The organism is Streptosporangium roseum DSM 43021 (genome assembly GCF_000024865.1).
In the GTDB taxonomy this organism is placed as follows: domain Bacteria; phylum Actinomycetota; class Actinomycetes; order Streptosporangiales; family Streptosporangiaceae; genus Streptosporangium; species Streptosporangium roseum.
Map to the genome: position 1 here is coordinate 668,147 of NC_013595.1, position 17,931 is coordinate 686,077.

A 17,931-nucleotide genomic window follows, 5' to 3' on the forward strand; every position below is an offset into this window, starting at 1 on the left:
TCAGTCCGCGAGCTTCTGGAGCCGGCGCGACGGTCTGAGCAGAGCCACGACCGATGCCCGTGACGTGCGGCGCCCCGCGAGCGCGCGCACTCCCTCGCCGAAGACGACCGCCAGGTAGTAGGCGAACGAGGCCGGAGCGCTCCGGCGCCGGCGGAACAGCTTCACCTTGTTGACCGTGAGCAGGGCGGCGAGGGTGGGGTTGACCCCCGAGTCGCCGCCGATGTGCTCGATCACCGACGCCGGTTCGTACCAGAGCGCCCAGCCCCGGTCGCCGGCACGGAGCGCGAACTCGGTCTCCTCGCTGTAGAGCAGGAACGACTCGTCCCACGGGCCGATCTCCCTGATGACGTCAGTGGAGATGAGCATGGCCGCGCCGGTCGCCCATGCCGCGACGCCGGGCCGTTCGTACTCCCGCGGGTCGGTGACCAGCTCGCCGAGCGTGCCGATCCGGCCCGCGAGGTCTCCGCCGATCAGCGCCTCCGCCAGCGCCCTGCGCAGGGTGGGTGTCCTGCGCAGCGACGGCTGCAGGCTGCCGTCCGGGTTGATCATGCGTGGTACGGCGATGCCGCGCCCCGGCGGCCGCAGCGCGTCGGCGAGCGGGAGGAGCGAGCCCGGCCGCAACCTGCAGTCGGGATTGATCACGTAGACCGCGTCGATGTCCCGGAGGTCCAGCGCCTCGATGCCGGCGTTGATCGCCGCGGCGTAACCGGCGTTCCGGCCGAGCTGGACGGTCTGGAGCGGGAGGCCGGTCACCCCTGCGGCGATCTTGAGCGACCCGTCCTTCGAGGCGTTGTCGGCCACGACGACGTCGGTGAGGCGCACACCCCGGGAGCCCTCGACGAGAGAGCGCAGACAGCCTTCGAGTACCTCCGCGCTGTTGTAAGTGACGATCACTACGGCGATCCGGGGGGTACCAGGCGTCATATATTCGTCATCGTCGGGCGCGGCGGTGTCGTTACCACGTTCCAGACCGCACCGGCGCTCCGGCTCCCGCCCGCGCCGATCGCGGGACTCTCACCCGCGGGCACGCTTGAACGCCCGCGCGGCGACCCTGCGGACGCGCAGCGGCAGCGGCGGCGTCCCGTCGATGATCCGGGGGGCCCACGTGCCGTCGATGTCGTGGCGCAGGCTGTTGCGCGGCTGGAGCCAGGAGCCGGGCCGGGCGCGGCCGCCGTCGCTGGTGTAGGCGCGCGTCACCGCCGCCCGCCGCAGCCTGCCGAGCACGCGCCTGTCATAGGAGCCGAACGGGATGGCCACCCTCGACACCCGCCGCCCGGTGAGCTCGCCGAGGAGCCGGTTGGCGTCGGCGATCTCCTCTTCCGCCTGCTCCCCGTCCAGCCGCCGCCAGTCGCGATGCGCCCAGCCGTGTGAGCCGACCCGCATGCCCGCCGCGACCAGCTCCCGCACCCCGTCCGCGTCCAGCCGGCCCGGCTCGCCGAGGAGCCCGGCCAGCACGAAGAACTCAGCGGTGAGACCGCGGTCGAGCAGCCGGGGAAGGGCGATCTCCACATCGGAGGCGTTGCCGTCGTCGAAGGTGATGCGGACGTCCGGGCGGCCCACCGCCGCGTCGAGGACCTGCTCGAACTGCTCGACGCTGACCCAGGTCGTGTCCTCACCCGGGTCGAGCTCGCGGCTGGTCGGACCGATGCCGTGCACCGTGAGGTTGACGACCGAATCCACCAGCGCCCTCGTTTCTGATCCGGCGTCCCGGTTGCGGGAACGGGCACCGCGCACGATGACCGTGCCCCCGGTTGATATCGGATTCCGCGGCCTCCCGTTACAGCGTGCCGCCCCGCCGCGGCACGTCGTCCTGCCGCAGGCGCTCGGCGTACCAGGCTGCGGTCAGCCGGAGGCCCTCCTCCAGGCCGGTGGCGGGACGCCAGCGGAGCACCTCGGCGGCGGGAGCGATGTCGGCGATCCGGGCGCTGTCCAGCGGGCGGTCGGAGAGCGCGCCGTAGTGAGGGCGCAGCGAGCTGCCGACGATCCGGCCCAGCAGCTCCACGGTGTCCCGGATGGAGGTCCTCGTGCCCGTGCCGATGTCGAAGCTCCGGCCGGCCGCCTCGGCGGTCCTGCCCGCGGCGAGGAAGGCGTCGACCACGTCGTCGACGTAGACCCAGTCCAGATGGCGCGTTCCACTGCTGAGGCTGGGCGCCTCGCCGCGGAGCAGCGAGAGCGTCGCGTAGGGCACCAGCTTGCTGGTGTCGGGCTGGTCCGGCCCGTAGACCATCCCGATGCGCAGGGTCGTCACGGGGACGTCCCAGAGGTGGTGGAACATCCGCGCGTAGCCGCTGGCGGCCCATTTGGCGACCGCGTAGGGCGAGGACGGCGCCGCCTCGCCCTCGCCAGGCCGGGGCTCCTCCAGCGATCCGGCGAGCACCACCCGGGTGCCGGGGCTGTCGGCGACCGCCGTCAGCAGGTTGACCACGCTGGCGAGGTTGCTGTCCAGCATCGTCCGGACGAGCCGCGGGTCCCTCGCTCCGGCGACCTCGCTGGCGAGGTGGAACACGACGCCGGGCCGGGTGGAACGGACGAGGTCCTCGATCGCCTCCGCGTCGCTGACGTCCGCGACGTGCCAGGTCGCGCCGGAGGCGGACCTCTCCTGGGGCCTGCGGCTGACCGCGTGCACCTGGGCCCCGAGCGAGCCCAGGCGCCGTACGAGATGGGCTCCGATGAATCCGGTGGCACCTGTCACCAGCACGCGTGAGCCGTACCAGAGGTGGTCTTCCTGTCCCTGGACATGCGGGTCTCCGGGCGCAGGGGCGGTGAGCATGGGCGTTCTCCTCGTGTGTCTAACGAGTCATGTCGGACGCTCTAGCTGGCATACCTGGCTGATAGGCCCAGGCATTTCATACCTTGTCCCGCGCCGCGAGGCAGCCGATATCGGCCTGTCCGGGGAAAAACCGATGGGGCCGCTCGATCGAGCGGCCCCATCGTCGTCATCTCGTCTGTCAGCCGATGCGCCAGGTGTCCCCGGCGAGCAGCAGGTCGTCCAGGTCGCCCCGGCCGCGATCGCCGACGGCCTCCTCAAGCTGCCCGGCCATCAGCTCGTCGTAGGAAGGGCGCTCCACGCTGCGGAAGACGCCGATCGGGACGTGCTCGAAGGCGGGCTCGTCCAGTCGCGACAGCGCGAACGCCAGCGAGGGGTCGGCGCGGTGGGCGTCGTGGACGAGGATCTCGGCCTCGCTCACCTCCGCCCTCGGGACGACCTCGATGCCGCCGTCGGCCGCCCGCCGTACGGCCTTGGAGGCCGAGACGATCGGCCGGCCGTGCTCCAGGCGCAGCGTGATGTCGTCACGCTGCTCCGGGTCCTTCAACTGCTCGAAGGCGTTGTCGTTGAAGATGTTGCAGTTCTGGTAGATCTCGACCAGGGAGGTGCCCCGGTGCTCGGCGGCCTCGCGCAGCACCGACTGCAGGTGCTTGCGGTCGGAGTCGATGGTCCGGGCCACGAAGGAGGCCTCGGCGCCGATCGCCAGCGAGACCGGGTTGAACGGCTTGTCCAGCGAGCCCATCGGGGTGGACTTCGTGATCTTGCCGATCTCGGAGGTCGGGGAGTACTGGCCCTTGGTCAGGCCGTAGATCCTGTTGTTGAACAGCAGGATGTTCAGGTTGACGTTGCGGCGCAGCGCGTGGATCAGGTGGTTGCCGCCGATGGACAGCGCGTCGCCGTCACCGGTGATCACCCATACCGACAGGTCGGGGCGCGAGGTGGCCAGCCCGGTCGCGATTGCCGGGGCGCGCCCGTGGATCGAGTGGAAGCCGTAGGTGTTCATGTAGTACGGGAACCGGGACGAGCAGCCGATACCCGAGACGAACACCATGTTCTCGCGCTTGAGGCCCAGCTCGGGGACGAAGGACTGGACCGCGGCCAGGATCGCGTAGTCACCGCAGCCCGGGCACCAGCGGACCTCCTGGTCGGACTTGAAGTCCTTCATGCCCAGCTTGACGTCGGACTTCGGGACCAGGGACAGGCCCCTGCCGTTCTGGATCTCACTCACTGTCGATCACGTCCTGGATCACGCCGGCCAGCTCCTCGGCCTTGAACGGAAGCCCGCGCACGCGGTTGTAGCTGATGATGTCGACCAGGAAGCGGGCGCGGAGCAGCAGCGCGAGCTGGCCGAGGTTGATCTCGGGGAGCAACACCTTGTCGTAGGCCCGCAGGACCTCGCCGGTGTTGGCGGGCAGCGGGTTGAGGTGCCGCAGGTGGGCCTGGGCGACCTTGCCGCCGGACTTCCTGATCCGCCGTACGGCCGCCGCGATCGGGCCGTAGGTGGAACCCCAGCCGAGGACCAGCACCCGGGCGTCGCCGTCGGGGTCGTCGACCTCCAGCGGCGGGATGTCCCGGGCGATCCCGTCGATCTTGGCCTGGCGGAGCCGGACCATCTTGTCGTGGTTGTTGGGGTCGTAGGAGATGTTTCCGGTGTTCTCGGCCTTCTCGATGCCGCCGATCCGGTGCTCCAGGCCCGCGGTGCCCGGGATGGCCCAGGGACGGGCGAGGGTCTCGGCGTCGCGCTTGAAGGGCAGGAAGGTCACGCCGTCCTCGCCGTTGGGCCCGGTGGCGAACTCGGTGGCGATGTCCGGCAGCTCGGCCGCGCTGGGCACCTTCCACGGCTCGGAGCCGTTGGCGAGGTAGCCGTCGGACAGCAGCATGACCGGCGTGCGGTACTTCACCGCCAGGCGGGCCGCCTCGATGGCCGCGTCGAAGCAGTCGGACGGGGTGGCCGGCGCCACGATCGGCAGCGGCGACTCACCGTTGCGGCCGAACATGGCCATGAGGAGGTCGGTCTGCTCGGTCTTGGTGGGCATGCCGGTGCTCGGCCCCGCGCGCTGCACGTCGACCACGAGCAGCGGAAGCTCGGTGGTCACCGCCAGGCCGACGGTCTCGGCCTTCAGCGCCACGCCGGGCCCGGAGGTCGTGGTGACGCCGAGTGCCCCGCCGAAGGCGGCGCCGAGCGCCGCGCCGACGCCCGCGATCTCGTCCTCGGCCTGGAAGGTACGGATGCCGAACCGCTTGTGCTTGGACAGCTCGTGCAGGATGTCGCTGGCCGGGGTGATCGGGTAGGACCCGAGGAACAGCGGCAGCCTCGACTGCACGGAGGCGGCGATCAGGCCGTAGGCGAGCGCCTGGTTGCCGGAGATGTTGCGGTAGACGCCGGGGGGCAGCTTGGCCGGCTTGACCTCGTAGGAGACCGAGAAGGACTCGGTGGTCTCGCCGTAGTTCCAGCCCGCCTGGAAGGCCGCGATGTTGGCCTTGGCGATGTCCGGCTTCTTGGCGAACTTGTTCTCCAGGAACTGGATCGTCGCCTCGGTCGGCCGGTGGTAGAGCCAGCTCAGGAGCCCGAGGGCGAACATGTTCTTGGACCGCTCGGCGTCCTTCTTGGACAGCGTGAAGCCTTCGAGCGCCTTGACCGTCAGGGAGGTCAGCGGCACCGGGTGGAGGCGCCACTCGGCGAGCGAGTCGTCTTCCAGGGGGTTGCCGTCGTAGCCCACCTTCTGCAGGTTGCGCTTGGTGAACTCGTCGGTGTTGGCGATGATGTCGGCCCCGCGCGGCAGGTCGCCGAGGTTGGCCTTCAACGCGGCGGGGTTCATCGCGACCAGGACGTTGGGGGCGTCGCCGGGGGTGAGGATGTCGTGGTCGGCGAAGTGAAGCTGGAAGCTCGACACACCCGGCAGGGTCCCTGCGGGGGCGCGGATCTCGGCCGGGAAGTTGGGCAGGGTCGACAGGTCGTTGCCGAACTCCGCAGTTCCCGCGGTGAAGCGATCACCGGTGAGCTGCATGCCGTCACCGGAGTCTCCGGCGAACCGGATGATCACGCGGTCGAGTTGCTGAACCTGCTTGGTCAAAGCTCAGTCCTCCTCGACGCGGCAGGGCGCCGTTGCTGGTTGCACGTTCTCAGTTCCATGCTAGATCCCTCGGAGTGACGCGTAATCTTTCGCGTTGCTAGATCCCTCGAAGTCACGCGTAATCTTTCGCGTTCCACTCGGCGGAGGAAGGTGACGTGTGTCGCACCTCCTCGGCGGCCGCTGGGTCAGGGCGGGGGCGCCGGCGTTGCGAATGCGGCCGGGAGGCGGCCTACGTGGGGGTCACGATCGCGAACAGTTGGCCCGACACAGCCCGGCGGCGAGCCGGCACAGGTCTATGTGCAGGCGGCCGAAGAGGACAGTTGGGGTCACGATGCCTAACTATATGTCCCGCCCGGGAGCCGACCTCATCACCTCCGGCTATGTGCTCATAGCCCCAGGTTATGGCAGCGCCTGCTTCTCCAGCGCGCGCGTTACGCTGCCCGACTTCCCCGAGCTGCCGCCGGACGCGGCGGAGTCGTAGGTCCTGCCCGGCTCCATTCCGCGCGAGCCGTACAGCTCGGGGACGGTGACAAAGGTGTAGCCCTTCTCCTTCAGGCGGCGCAAGATCTCGGGAGCCGCGTCGACGGTCGCGCCGTGGACGTCGTGCATGAGGACGATCGCTCCCGGCCTGGCCCGGGAGACGGCCCGGTCGGCGATGGCCCCGGGGTCGCGGTCGCGCCGGTCCTCGGTGTCCACGCTCCACCGGACCACCGACAGGCCCAGCCTGCGCGCCACGGAGGCGACCTGGACGCTGCTCGCGCCGTACGGCGGGCGCACCAGCGTCGGGACCTGCCAGATCGTCTGGGTGATCGTGTACTGGGTGCGGTCGATCTGGTCGGCGATCCTGCTGGTGGACAGGGAGGTCAGGTCGCGGTGGGACCAGGTGTGGTTGGCCACCAGGTGCCCCTCCTGCCGCATCCGCCGCAGCAGCTCGGGGCGGGCGGCGGCGTTGGAGCCGACGCTGAAGAAGGTCGCCCTGGCGTCCGCACCGGCGAGGATGTCCAGCAGCCGCCCGGTGTCCGGGCCCGGCCCGTCGTCGTAGGTCAGCGCGACGCACTTGACCCTCGCGCAGTCCACGCTGCCCGCCTTGGAGCTCCGCGCCGGAAGCTTGACGGTGCTCGCCGCCTCGATGGATTCATCCGACCCCATCGGCGGAGACGTCCGCGCCGTCCCCGCGGCCGCGCGCTGCGCCCGCAGGCCGGTGGCCGACAGCAGCGGCGCCACCTCGGCGGCCGGGACGGCCACCGCCACCCGGCCGAGGGGCCCTCCCGACACCTGGTAGTCGTCGAACTCCACGACGAGCTCGCCGTGCGGGTTGAAGCTGAGGGAGTCGAACAGCTCCGCGTCCGGCCTGACGGCGCGCGGATCCACTGGCGACCCCCTGTCGTTCAGGCTCTCCCTGACGATCCGGGCCAGCTCGGCCAGCGCGGAGCCGTCCCTGAGGAGGGCGGTGGAGTCCAGGGCGCGCCTGTCCACCCGGTCGTACCAGACGGTGGTGCGGGACTCCGACCAGCCGGCTCCGAGGGACTCGCCGGTGCGCAGCCGGACGCCGACCACCTGGTCGGACGCGGCGGCGAGCTGCCAGTCCACGTTGAACTCCGGGTGGGGGAGGGCGGTGTTCATGGAGGTGTCCCGGATGAACCGGTCGAGCCGCTCGGTGACCGTCCGGCGGATCTTCTCGGACAGGCGGGGGGCGTCGTCGATCGAGGGGTAGGTCACGTGCACGCGCCGGTCGCCGGTGTCACCTCCGTTCATGGTCCGGACGCTCAGCCCCTGGACCCGGGAGGGGTCCACATAGTTGATCATCGTGGGTTCCGAGGGGAGCAGTTTTTCCGCAGCGGGGGAAGGGGTGGTCACGCCGCAGCTGGCTACGGTTGCGGCAACCAGCGCGATTCCTCCGACGAATCGCAATTTGGGCATGAAGGAGAGGTTAAAGGCGATATATGCCTTTTTGCCTGCCTTTGGGGTTAAAGGGGAAGAGGTTTTGGCCGCATCAGGTTTGGCTCGCTCCACTGGGTGACGAGGGGGGTGGATACTGCTATAGGTGGGGAGGGGGCTTCGTCCGGCGGGGGCCCACGAGGAGGATCCATGAGCGGATATTTCAGCTCCTATGGGGTGGTCCTCGCGCTGTTCGCGATCGGGGTGGCCATCGTCGTCGGCGCGCTGACGGTCAACCGGCTGCTCCGCCCGCACCGCCCGACCCCGGAGAAGCTGCTGACCTACGAGTGCGGCGTCGACCCGGTCGGCGCCGACTGGGCCCAGTCCCAGGTCCGCTACTACGTCTTCACCTACCTCTACGTCGTGTTCGCCGTGGACGCGGTCTTCCTCTTCCCGTGGGCGACGGTCTTCGCCGCCCCCGGCTTCGGGATGACCACCCTGGTGGAGATGTTCGTCTTCCTGGGCTTCATCGCGCTCGGGATCCTGTACGCCTGGCGCAAACGCGTGCTCGCCTGGACCTGAGGCCCGGGTGGCCGAGCGAGCGAGACCATCGGCACTGAAGGAGAATGGGTCTCATGGCGGATCTTCCGATGCCCACGGTGGGGCCGGTCTCCCGGCTGGCCCCCAAGCCCATGCGCTTCATCCTCAACTGGGGACGGCGCTACTCGTTGTGGGCGTTCAACTTCGGCCTGGCCTGCTGCGCGATCGAGTTCATCGCGACCACGATGAGCAGGCACGACTTCATCAGGTTCGGGGTCATCCCGTTCGCCAACGGCCCGCGGCAGGCCGACCTGATGATCGTCTCGGGCACGGTCACCGACAAGATGGCCCCCGCGGTCAAGCGGCTGTACGAGCAGATGCCCGAACCGAAATACGTGATCTCCTTCGGCGCCTGCTCCAACTCCGGCGGGCCGTACTGGGACTCCTACTGCGTCACCAAGGGCGTCGACCAGATCATCCCGGTGGACGTCTACGTCCCCGGCTGCCCGCCCCGGCCCGAGGCCCTGCTCCACGGCATCATGCTGCTCCAGGAGAAGATCGCCGCCGAGCACCTGGGCGACCGGTACGCCCGGCCGGCCGTGGAGCCGGTCGTATGAGCGGCGACGCGGAGCGGCCGGGGGTCGCCGCCATCCAGGAGCGGTACGGCACGCGCGCACAGGTGTCGGAGTCGTTCGGCGAGGTCACGGTGGACGTCCAGGCCGGCGACTGGATCGACCTGCTGGAGTCCGCCCGCTCCGGGGGCTACGAGTTCTTCGACTGGCTGACCGCGGTGGACGACCCGCCGGACGGGTTCTCGATCGTCGCCCACGTGTTCGACCCCCGCTCGCGCGGGCACCTGCTGCTGCGCACCCGCGTGCCGCGCGAGGACCCCCGGCTGCCCAGCGCGGTCGGCGTCTTCCGGGGCGCCGACTGGCACGAGCGCGAGACCTTCGAGATGTTCGGCGTGATCTTCGAGGGCCACCCGAACCTGGTCCCGCTGCTGCTGCCCGAGGGCTTCGAGGGCTTCCCGCTGCGCAAGGACTTCGTGCTGGCCGCCCGGGTCGCGAAGGCCTGGCCGGGGGCCAAGGAGCCCGGTGAGTCCGACCACGGCTCGCCGAGCCGCCGCAAGACCCTCCCGCCCGGCGTGCCCGCCGACTGGGGACGTGATGGCTGAGACGGCCGGCGGGCGGGGAGGCGTGACGGCTGAGACGCCCGGTGGGCCGGGAGGCGTGATGACCGGAGCGTTCGGCCGGGGTGCTCGGTTGGGAGGCGTGATGGCCGGGGTGCTCGGTTGGGAGGCGTGATGGCCGGGGTGCTCGGTTGGGAGGCGTGATGGCCGGGGTGCTCGGTTGGGAGGCGTGATGGCCGGAGTGCTCGACGCCGCGGTCCGGCTGGTCGGGATCGTCGCGGTATTCCTCGTGCTGCCCCTGGTCGCCGGGCAGACCGAGCACAAGGTCATGGCGCACATGCAGGCGCGGCTCGGCCCGATGTACGCCGGGGGGTTCCACGGCTGGGCCCAGCTCATCGCGGACGGGGTCAAGTTCGTCCAGAAGGAGGACGTGATCCCGGCCGCCGCCGACCGCCGGGTCTTCGCCCTGGCGCCGGGGGTGGCGCTGATCCCCTACCTGGTGGTGATGGCCGTCATCCCGGTCGGCCCGGGCCTGGTCGGGGTGGACCTGGACGTCGGCCTGTTCTTCGTCCTGGCCGTGATGGGAGTCGGCGTGCTCGGCTCGATCATGGCCGGGTGGTCGTCGGGGAACAAATACTCGGCCCTGGGCGGGATGCGCTCGGCGGCCCAGCTCATGTCCTACGAGCTGCCGCTGGTCCTGGCGGCCTCCAGCGTCGCGATGGCCGCGGGCACGCTCTCCCTGCCGGGCATCGTGGAGGCCTGGCAGTGGTGGTGGCTGCCCTGGCAGGCGATCGGCGCCATGATCTTCTTCGTGGCGGGGCTCGCCGAGCTGCGCCGCCCGCCGTTCGACATGCCGATCGCGGACTCCGAGATCATCATGGGTCCGATGACCGAATACGCGGGGATCAGGTTCGCCCTGTTCATGCTGGCCGAATACGCTGGGATCATCGTGGTCTCCGCCCTGACCTCCGTGCTGTTCCTGGGCGGCTGGCACGGGCCTCTGCTGCCCGGGCCCGTGTGGATGCTCATCAAGGTGTTCGCCCTGGTGTTCGTGGTGATCTGGGTCAGGGTGAGTTTTCCCCGCCTCCGCGAGGACCAGCTCCAGAAGCTCGCCTGGGCGGGCCTCGTGCCGCTGGCGCTGCTCCAGCTCGCGCTGACGGGGGTCGTCAAAGTCCTGGCGGGTTGATCCGCGCCCCGTCCGCGATCTCCGCGTCGGAGGCGTGGCGGGTCACGTGCGCGCACCGCTCCGCCGTACAGGATGGACCGGTGTGCGAAGCGTGCGCGCCGGACACGTTCGAAGCGTGCGCGCCGGGCAAGGGGCAAGAGGGAAAACCGTATGTGACATCACAGGCCAAGGACGGAACGCATGACGCTCGCGCTCGCCGTGGAGGACGACGATCTGGTCGTCGAGGTACCGGAGCATCCGCCGGTACGGCTGCCGCTCGTCGGCCCGGACCGGGTGAGCACGCTGCTCCTGTTCGGCTACCCGGGCAGGGGCCGGACGCGGTACGGCCTGGCGGTGCTGGACGGGTCCGGCCTGGTGATGATGGAGGCTCCCGGTTCCCGCTCGCGCCGGCAGGTGGAGGCGTTCGCCCGGGAGAACGGCCTGGGGTTTGAGCTGCGGCGGTTCGCCACGGGGGAGGAGGCCCGGGTCGCGCTCGCCCGCAGGTCGCCGGGGTGGCACGTGGTGACCTGGCGCCGGCCGCCTCCGGCGCTGCCGCGGCTCCGCGTGCCGGGCGTGCGAAGCCTGCGGCCGCCCGTGGGCTCGCCGAAGATCTGGTGGCGGGAGCAGCTGCTCTACGGGCTCATGTGGCTGGTGCTGGCCTACGGCGTCGCCTTCGCGACGCTGGTGGTCCTCAACATGACGGCCCCCGGCCGTGACGTCACCCGGGGCATGGGCCTGCTCGGGATCGCCGCCCTGGTCCTGGCCGTGGTGACCGTCATCGGCGCCGCCGTCGTCGTCGGGATCGGCCGGCGCCGGACCCGCAGGCAGATCGCCGACGCCCGGGAGCTCCAGCGGCGGGGGGATCCGCACTGCCGCCTGGTGGTCGTCCACGGCCGGCTGCTGCTGGAGACGGCGCGCCGGACACGCGAGATCGACGCGTCCCGGCTGCTGCTCTACTCGGCGGAGCCCGGCATGAGCGGGCTGATCCTCGGCGAGAGCCTGCTCCACCTGCCGGGTGGCTGGGATCCCGAGGAGGTGGAGCGCTTCGCCGTACGGAACGGGCTGGATCTCCAGACCCGGGCGCTGAGCCGCGAGGAGTACCTCGACCTGACGGCCCGGGTCCGGGACGCGGTGCCGTGATCATTCCGGGTCCGGGACGCGGTGCCGTGATCATGGAGACCCCGGGAGCGGCCACCCGGTTCCAGGCGGGCGCGAGGGGGGCTGTGACCCCGGCCGGTCACGCGGCGGTTGCGGATCCCCGCGGCCGTGGGCCCCGGAACCGATCGATCGTCTAGGTCACGATCCGCAGCATGATGTCGGCGGCCGTGGGCCGGTTGCCGGGCTGTTTCTCCAGGCAGGACGCGGCCAGCGGGCGCAGCGACTGGGGCAGGGCCGACAGGTCGGGCTGATGGTTGATCACCCTGTTGAGGATGGCGGGGATGGTGTCCTCGCCGAAGGCCACCCGGCCGGAGGCAGCGAAGATCATGGTGGCCGCCCAGCTGAACACGTCGGTCTCCGGACCTATGCTGCTCCCGCCGAGCTGCTCGGGGGACATGTAGGCGGGGGTGCCCATGATGTTGCCCGACGTCGCGGTGACCTGGTCGAGGGCGCGGGCGATGCCGAAGTCGATCACGCGTGGGCCGTCCGCGCCGATCAGCACGTTGGCCGGCTTGAAGTCCCGGTGCACCACGCCCGCCCGGTGGATGGCGGCCAGCGCGCCCGCCGTGGCCAGGGCCAGCCGGGTCAGCCCGTCCTCGTTGCGCGGTCCCTGATCGCGGACCAGCTGCTCAAGGGAGACGCCGTCCACGTACTCGCTGACGACGTAGGCCTGGTCCTCGTTGATGTTGACGTCCAGCACCCGCGCGGTGGAGAACGTCGCAACCCTGCGCGTCGCCTCCACCTCCCGCAGGAACCGTTCCCGGACCACCTGGTTGCCGTTGAAGTGCTCGTGCAGAACCTTGATCGCGACCTTCTGCCCCTGCGGGGTGAGCGCGAGATGGACCGTTCCCTGGCCGCCCTTGCCCAGGCTCCCGATCAGCCGGTACGGCCCCAGCCAGCCCTGCGGCGCCGGGCTGTTGTGCGGCCCACTGTTGTGCGGCCCGTTGTTGTGCGGCCCGCCGCTGTGCTGCGTCCGGCCCTGGTGGTGCTGGTCGTAGCCGTGGCGGGTCTGGTCGTAGCGCGTCTGGCCGTGGTGGGACTGGCCGTGGCGGCCCTGGGGCTGGGTGTGGTGGGTCTGGGGCCGCGGGACGGGCACGTGCATCTGCGACGCGACGGTGGGCGCGGTCGGGTACGGCATCGCCGGGGCCGGATGGGGCGCCGGGACGGGGTACGGGATCGGGGGTGCGGGCTGCCGGAACACCGAACCCCTGATGATCAGCGCGTGGCCCAGACCGCCGAGCCAGTTGCCGAACAGCCCGATCATCATCGTGGCGTCCAGCCAGGTCGGGATCAGGTCGGAGTCTCCGTAGATCCCCGCGCCGATGACGAACACCCCGATGCCGAGCCCGTAGAGGACGGTGGCGAGGGCCAGCGCGGTGCTCCGCAGCCGGTATGCGGCGTGGCCCATGATGAACGGCGTCCCGACGCCGCAGGTGAACAGGGGCACCAGAGTCCACACCACGCTCCACCCCGTGTTGGAGCGTGCGGGTGGCTGCGAGTGCCAGGCGGGGCCGTACTGGTGGGACATGTCGCGAACAATACGTATTTCTGAAGCTGCTTGCAGTCCTCTTCCATATCGGTTCCGCAGTTAGAGCGCGATAATCGAACACACAGACTGTGGATAACTACTGTGGATAACCGGGAGAGCCTGGGGATCGCTTCTCCGACGGGCCACCGCATTCCCGAGCGCACCCCTATGCGCCATGATGTTGAGTTGTGGGACGGATACCAGGAGTGGGGTTGGTGAAGGGGCTCTCCGTCACCCTTCGCCACATGCTGAGCCGATCGGTGACTCAGCAGTACCCCGAAGTTCGGCCGGACCTGCCTCCCCGGAGCCGGGGGGTGATCGCTCTGGTCGAGGAGAACTGCACGGTGTGCATGCTCTGCGCCCGCGAGTGTCCCGACTGGTGCATCTACATCGACTCCCACAAGGAGACCCTCCCCGCCCCCGAGGGCGGCCGTCCCCGTGCCCGCAACATGCTCGACCGCTTCGCGATCGACTTCTCCCTGTGCATGTACTGCGGGATCTGCATCGAGGTCTGCCCGTTCGACGCCCTGTTCTGGTCCCCGGAGTTCGAGTACGCCGAGGGCGACATCCGCAACCTCGTCCACGAGAAGGACAAGCTGGCCGCCTGGGCCCAGACCGTCCCCCCGCCCCCCGCCCACGAGCCCAACGCCGACCCCCCGAAGGAGCTGGCAGCCGCCTCCCGTCCCGTCCGCCCCGGTCCCGGTGGGAGGGCTCCCGGCGCGGCCGGTCCCGGCATGACCCGCCCGGCTCCCACCGCCGACGAGGCGGCCTCGGATACGGCCCCCGCCGCCGGTCAGACCGGTCCCGGTGCGGTCTCCGCCGGTCAGGTGGGTCCGAGTGCGGGCCGCCCCGCTCCCCGCGCGGGTGAGACCGGCTCCGGCGCCTCCGCCGGTGAGGTGCGCTCCGGTACGGCTTCCGCCGCCGGTGAGACGGCTCCCGGTGCGGCCCCTGCCGCCGGCGGGACGCATACCGGTGCGGCACGGCCCGCTTCCGCCGCCGGTCAGGCGGGTCCCGGTGCGGACCGAACCGTCCCGGGCGCGGGTGCGACGGATCCCGGTGCGGACCGAACCGTCCCGGGCGCGACGGGGCCCCGGCCGGAATCCGGCGCACCCGCCGACTCCTCCTCCGGACCCGCCGGCACCGCCCCCGAACCGGCCGCCACCCCCTCCGCGCCGGACGTCTCCACCCCCACCACCGGTACGGCGGGCCGTACGACGGGCAGGTCAGGACCGCCGAGGCCGCCACGGACGGCGTCGGCGGGACACGCGAGCGTCCGGGCCATCCGGCCACCGGGGGCCCTGCCCAAGAAGGACGCTCCATCCACAGGAAAGCCATCCGCCGAGAAGTTGTCCACAGATGAGGGTGGCGCGCCTCCGGCGGCGGGCAGACCGGAGCAGACTTCTTCCACGGATCCGAGTGGAGAGTCCGAGGAGGAGACGTGACCGAGGTGCCGTCCTATCTGTCGCCGACCGGGCAGGAGATCGTCTTCCTGCTGCTGGGTGCGGTGGCCGTCGGGTCGGCACTGCTGGTGGTGACCACCAGACAGCTTGTCCACGCCGCTCTCTGGCTGGTCGTCTGCTTCGGCGCGCTCGCCGGGGGCTACCTGGTCCTGACGGCCGAGTTCGTCGCCTGGGTCCAGGTCCTGATCTACGTCGGCGCGATCGTCGCCCTGCTCCTGTTCGGCATCATGCTCACCCGCGCTCCGATCGGCAGAACCGCCGATCTCGACAGTCGCAACCGGCCGGCCGCCGCGGTCGTGGCGATCGCCACCGCCGCCGTGCTGGTCACCGTGGTCATCGACGGCTTCCGCACGGCCTACGCCCCTCTGGAGCCCGGCGGGGGCTCGGCCAAGGAGCTCGGCTCCAGCATCTTCCGCAACTGGGTGCTCCCGTTCGAGGCGCTCTCGGTTCTCCTGCTGGCGGCCCTGGTCGGCGCCATCGTCCTGTCCCGCACCGACATCCGGGGGAGGGACTGACGTTGCACGTCGTCTATCCGGCTGTCGTCTCGGCGTTGTTGTTCTCCATCGGCGTGTACGGCGTGCTCGCCCGCCGCAACACGATCCTCGTCCTGATGTCCGTCGAGCTGATGCTCAACGCGGTCAACCTCAACCTGGTCGCCTTCGACGTGTGGCTGCGCGACCGGTTGCACAGTGGCCAGGTCCTCACGCTTTTCGTCATCGTGATCGCCGCAGCCGAGGTCGGTCTCGGCCTCGCGATCATCCTCGCGCTCTACCGCAACCGCCGGACCGTGGACCTCGACCGTCTCCGCGACCTGGCCGAACCCACCGCCGCCGGCGGCGGCACCGCTCAGGACCCCGCTCAGGACCCCGCCCAGGACCCTGTTCGGGGGCCGCTCCGAGGGTCGGCCCCCGCCGGATCCGGCGGGGGCCTCACCGACCCCGGCCAGGCCGTGTCCGAGCCGGCCACCAGGTCGGGTGAGACGTCGTGATCGCCGTCGCCGCTCTCGTCATCCTGCTGCCCACCGTCGCGGCGGCCGCCGGGCTCCTGGGCTCCCGGTTCCCCCGGGGGCTGCGGGGCGGAGCCGCCGACGTGGCCGCGAACCGCCGGGCCGCCTGGATCGCGGTCGTGCCCACCGGGATCTCCACGGTGCTCGCGGTCTGGCTGGCCTACGCCGGCTGGAGCGGCACGGGCGGGGGGCCGGGCGAGCCGTTCCCCTTTCCCGCCGGACCCTCCGGCCCGTCCGGGGTCGGCGGCGTCACCGGGACACTCGACGTCATCGACACGGGCTCGGTGCCGATCTCCGTCGGGCTGCTCGTCGACGGCCTCTCCGCCTCGATCGCGGTGCTGGTCACCGTGGTCGCGCTGGCCGTGCAGATCTACTCGATCGGTTACCTGGGCGACGACCGGCGCTACCCCTCCTACAGCGCCTTCATCAGCCTGTTCACCGGCGCCATGCTCCTGGTCGTCTACGCGGCGGACCTCCTCGTCCTCTACGTGGGCTGGGAGATCATGGGTCTGTGCTCCTACCTGCTGATCGGGCACTGGTGGGAAGACCGGGCCAACTCCCGGGCGGCGGTCAAGGCGTTCCTGGTCACCCGGCTCGGAGATGTGGGTTTCCTGTTCGGGATCTTCGTCCTCGGCACGGCGGCCGGCAGCTTCAGGGTCGCCGACGTCATCGCCGGGGTGTCGGAGATGTCCACCGGCACGATCGTCGCCGCGACCATGCTCCTGCTCGCCGGGGTCGCCGGAAAGAGCGCCCAGGTCCCGCTGCACGTCTGGCTCCCCGACGCGATGGCCGGTCCGACGCCGATCAGTGCCCTCATCCACGCGGCCACCATGGTCGCGGCCGGAATCTTCATCGTCGCCCGCCTCTATCCGGTCTTCCTCGGCGCCGGCCCCACCCTGGACGTGCTCGCGGTCCTCGCCGCGCTCGGCATGCTCGGCGCCGCCTTGGCCGCCCTGGCGCAGGACGACCTCAAACGCGTCCTCGCCTACTCCACGATCAGCCAGCTCGCCTACATGGCCGGTGCTCTGGCTGCCGGATCCGAGAGCGCGGCGATCTTCCATCTGGTCACCCACGGCGCTTTCAAGGCCCTGCTGTTCCTCTGCGCCGGAGCGGTGATCCACGCGGTCGGCTCCAACCTCATGAGCACGATGGGAGGGCTCCGCAGGGCGCTTCCCGTCACCTTCGTCACGATGACGATCGGCTTCGCCGCCCTGATGGGCCTGCCCCCGGCGAGCGGCTTCTTCAGCAAGGACGAGGTGCTGGTGGCCATGGAGCGCGCCCTGTCCGCAGGGCCGCTCACCGATGCGGCGGCCCTGCTGCTGTACGGCTGCGCGCTGGCCACGGTCGCGGTGACCGGCGCCTACGCCACCCGCGCATGGCTGCGGACCTTCTTCGGGGAGCGTCCCGTCAACGCCCTCCCCGAGCCGGAGCCGGGTACGGCCCACGTCGTCGACGTCCATGAGGCGCCGGCCACCATGCGCTGGCCCATCGTCATCCTCGCCGTTCCCGCCCTGCTCCTGGGCCTGGTGGGCATCGCCGAGGTCCACTGGGGCACGGCCGCCCTCAGCGTCGTGGTGGCGCTGCTGGGTGCCGGCGCGGTCTACGCGGTATGGCGCAGTGACCCGCTGGGCGATCCGGCCCGCATGCTCGGCCCCTTCCGCGCCCCCTGCGAGCAGGCCTTCTACGTCGACTCCGTCTACGCCACGCTGTTCGTCCGGCCCGTGCTCGGCCTCGGCCGCCTGGTCGCCCGCACCGACGACCGCGTGGTCGACGGCGCGGTCCGCGGCTCGGGCCGGGCCACCGTGGGCCTGGCGGGCCTGGTGCGCCTGGCGCAGAACGGCAACGCCCAGCTCTATGTCACCGGCCTGCTGGCCGGCGTCCTCCTCATCGCGGTGGGGGCGGTGATCTTCGGGTGAGTTCCCCGTTGCCGCCCCTGACCGCCGCCGTGGCACCGCCGATCCGGCCGGTGACGACGAGCACGATCCCGGTCACGCCGCCTGGATGCGGTGGCCGGATCAGGCCCACACCGTCCCGGAGGGGCAGGGGCGCCAGGCTCACGCGGTCCGGGTGTGGTGGCCGGATCAGGCCCACGCCCTCCCGGATGGGCAGGGGCGCCAGGCTCGCGCTGTCCAGAGGTGACAGGGGCGCCTGGCTCACGCTGTCCGGGTGTGGTGACCGGGTCTCCTCGCCCACGCGGTCCGGGTGCGGTGGCGGACTGAGGCTCGC

16 protein-coding genes and 1 pseudogene are annotated in these 17,931 nt (G+C 71.0%); 9 read left to right on the forward strand and 8 right to left on the reverse strand.

The annotated features are described in order from the left end of the window. The 7 genes from SROS_RS03120 to SROS_RS03145 form a co-directional block, all read right to left on the reverse strand. Nucleotides 1-924 carry a glycosyltransferase family 2 protein gene (locus SROS_RS03120; RefSeq protein WP_012887426.1) on the reverse strand — a complete coding sequence of 308 codons (924 nt, stop codon included), beginning with the start codon at nucleotides 922-924 and terminating at the stop codon, nucleotides 1-3. Between the two features lie 90 nt (nucleotides 925-1,014). Further along, nucleotides 1,015-1,680, reverse strand: coding sequence for a polysaccharide deacetylase family protein (locus SROS_RS03125; RefSeq protein ID WP_012887427.1), 666 nt, complete (start codon nucleotides 1,678-1,680; stop codon nucleotides 1,015-1,017). A gap of 97 nt (nucleotides 1,681-1,777) precedes the next feature. Next, complete coding sequence (locus SROS_RS03130) at nucleotides 1,778-2,770, reverse strand: NAD-dependent epimerase/dehydratase family protein (protein WP_052316856.1); 993 nt, start codon at nucleotides 2,768-2,770, stop codon at nucleotides 1,778-1,780. A 178-nt stretch (nucleotides 2,771-2,948) separates the two neighbouring features. Beyond that, nucleotides 2,949-3,995, reverse strand: a complete 1,047-nt coding sequence (locus tag SROS_RS03135; RefSeq protein WP_012887429.1) for a 2-oxoacid:ferredoxin oxidoreductase subunit beta — start codon at nucleotides 3,993-3,995, stop codon at nucleotides 2,949-2,951. Beyond that, nucleotides 3,988-5,841 carry a 2-oxoacid:acceptor oxidoreductase subunit alpha gene (locus SROS_RS03140; RefSeq protein WP_012887430.1) on the reverse strand — a complete coding sequence of 618 codons (1,854 nt, stop codon included), beginning with the start codon at nucleotides 5,839-5,841 and terminating at the stop codon, nucleotides 3,988-3,990. The genes SROS_RS03135 and SROS_RS03140 overlap by 8 nt, the downstream gene beginning before the upstream one ends. 240 nt (nucleotides 5,842-6,081) lie before the next feature. Further along, a complete protein-coding gene (locus SROS_RS54350) occupies nucleotides 6,082-6,171 on the reverse strand; it encodes a putative leader peptide (RefSeq protein WP_352031834.1) in 90 nt (29 codons plus the stop codon). A gap of 69 nt (nucleotides 6,172-6,240) precedes the next feature. Further along, the gene (locus tag SROS_RS03145; protein WP_012887431.1) at nucleotides 6,241-7,647 is read right to left on the reverse strand and encodes a polysaccharide deacetylase family protein; all 1,407 of its coding nucleotides are present in this window, start codon (nucleotides 7,645-7,647) and stop codon (nucleotides 6,241-6,243) included. A gap of 282 nt (nucleotides 7,648-7,929) precedes the next feature. On the opposite strand from SROS_RS03145, the gene SROS_RS03150 reads away from it, so the two are divergent. From SROS_RS03150 to SROS_RS03170, 5 genes are all read left to right on the forward strand, one after another. Next, nucleotides 7,930-8,301: an NADH-quinone oxidoreductase subunit A gene (locus SROS_RS03150; protein ID WP_012887432.1), complete on the forward strand. Its 372-nt coding sequence runs from the start codon at nucleotides 7,930-7,932 to the stop codon at nucleotides 8,299-8,301. 53 nt (nucleotides 8,302-8,354) lie between these two features. Then, nucleotides 8,355-8,876: an NADH-quinone oxidoreductase subunit B gene (locus tag SROS_RS03155; RefSeq protein ID WP_012887433.1), complete on the forward strand. Its 522-nt coding sequence runs from the start codon at nucleotides 8,355-8,357 to the stop codon at nucleotides 8,874-8,876. After that, nucleotides 8,873-9,433, forward strand: a complete 561-nt coding sequence (locus SROS_RS03160; protein WP_012887434.1) for an NADH-quinone oxidoreductase subunit C — start codon at nucleotides 8,873-8,875, stop codon at nucleotides 9,431-9,433. The genes SROS_RS03155 and SROS_RS03160 overlap by 4 nt, the downstream gene beginning before the upstream one ends. 187 nt (nucleotides 9,434-9,620) lie before the next feature. Beyond that, nucleotides 9,621-10,574 (forward strand): NADH-quinone oxidoreductase subunit NuoH, encoded by a 954-nt coding sequence (gene nuoH / locus SROS_RS03165; protein ID WP_012887435.1) that lies wholly within the window; start codon nucleotides 9,621-9,623, stop codon nucleotides 10,572-10,574. A 180-nt stretch (nucleotides 10,575-10,754) separates the two neighbouring features. Then, entirely contained in the window at nucleotides 10,755-11,693 is a 939-nt protein-coding gene (locus SROS_RS03170; protein ID WP_012887436.1) for a hypothetical protein, read from the forward strand. 151 nt (nucleotides 11,694-11,844) lie between these two features. On the opposite strand, the gene SROS_RS45630 is transcribed toward SROS_RS03170, so the two are convergent. After that, nucleotides 11,845-13,239: a serine/threonine-protein kinase gene (locus SROS_RS45630; protein WP_012887437.1), complete on the reverse strand. Its 1,395-nt coding sequence runs from the start codon at nucleotides 13,237-13,239 to the stop codon at nucleotides 11,845-11,847. Between the two features lie 314 nt (nucleotides 13,240-13,553). On the opposite strand from SROS_RS45630, the gene SROS_RS53685 reads away from it, so the two are divergent. The 4 genes and pseudogenes from SROS_RS53685 to SROS_RS03195 all read left to right on the forward strand — a co-directional run bounded on the left by SROS_RS53685 (nucleotide 13,554) and on the right by SROS_RS03195 (nucleotide 17,621). Next, nucleotides 13,554-14,681 carry a 4Fe-4S binding protein gene (locus tag SROS_RS53685; RefSeq protein ID WP_281047993.1) on the forward strand — a complete coding sequence of 376 codons (1,128 nt, stop codon included), beginning with the start codon at nucleotides 13,554-13,556 and terminating at the stop codon, nucleotides 14,679-14,681. Continuing rightward, nucleotides 14,678-15,214, forward strand: a complete 537-nt coding sequence (locus SROS_RS03185; protein WP_012887439.1) for an NADH-quinone oxidoreductase subunit J family protein — start codon at nucleotides 14,678-14,680, stop codon at nucleotides 15,212-15,214. The genes SROS_RS53685 and SROS_RS03185 overlap by 4 nt, the downstream gene beginning before the upstream one ends. A gap of 2 nt (nucleotides 15,215-15,216) precedes the next feature. Beyond that, nucleotides 15,217-15,498: pseudogene (nuoK, locus tag SROS_RS54170) on the forward strand (NADH-quinone oxidoreductase subunit NuoK); the annotation flags it as partial. A 185-nt stretch (nucleotides 15,499-15,683) separates the two neighbouring features. Continuing rightward, nucleotides 15,684-17,621 (forward strand): NADH-quinone oxidoreductase subunit 5 family protein, encoded by a 1,938-nt coding sequence (locus tag SROS_RS03195; RefSeq protein WP_012887441.1) that lies wholly within the window; start codon nucleotides 15,684-15,686, stop codon nucleotides 17,619-17,621. Nucleotides 17,622-17,931: the final 310 nt, after the last annotated feature.

Coding starts and splice junctions, on each gene's coding strand:
- SROS_RS03120 (WP_012887426.1), bottom strand. CDS start 924: ATGACGCCTGGTACCCCCCGGATCGCCGTAGTGATCGTCACTTACAAC.
- SROS_RS03130 (WP_052316856.1), bottom strand. CDS start 2,770: ATGCTCACCGCCCCTGCGCCCGGAGACCCGCATGTCCAGGGACAGGAA.
- SROS_RS03150 (WP_012887432.1), top strand. CDS start 7,930: ATGAGCGGATATTTCAGCTCCTATGGGGTGGTCCTCGCGCTGTTCGCG.
- nuoH (WP_012887435.1), top strand. CDS start 9,621: ATGGCCGGAGTGCTCGACGCCGCGGTCCGGCTGGTCGGGATCGTCGCG.
- SROS_RS03170 (WP_012887436.1), top strand. CDS start 10,755: ATGACGCTCGCGCTCGCCGTGGAGGACGACGATCTGGTCGTCGAGGTA.
- SROS_RS45630 (WP_012887437.1), bottom strand. CDS start 13,239: ATGTCCCACCAGTACGGCCCCGCCTGGCACTCGCAGCCACCCGCACGC.
- SROS_RS03155 (WP_012887433.1), top strand. CDS start 8,355: ATGGCGGATCTTCCGATGCCCACGGTGGGGCCGGTCTCCCGGCTGGCC.
- SROS_RS03160 (WP_012887434.1), top strand. CDS start 8,873: ATGAGCGGCGACGCGGAGCGGCCGGGGGTCGCCGCCATCCAGGAGCGG.
- SROS_RS03145 (WP_012887431.1), bottom strand. CDS start 7,647: ATGATCAACTATGTGGACCCCTCCCGGGTCCAGGGGCTGAGCGTCCGG.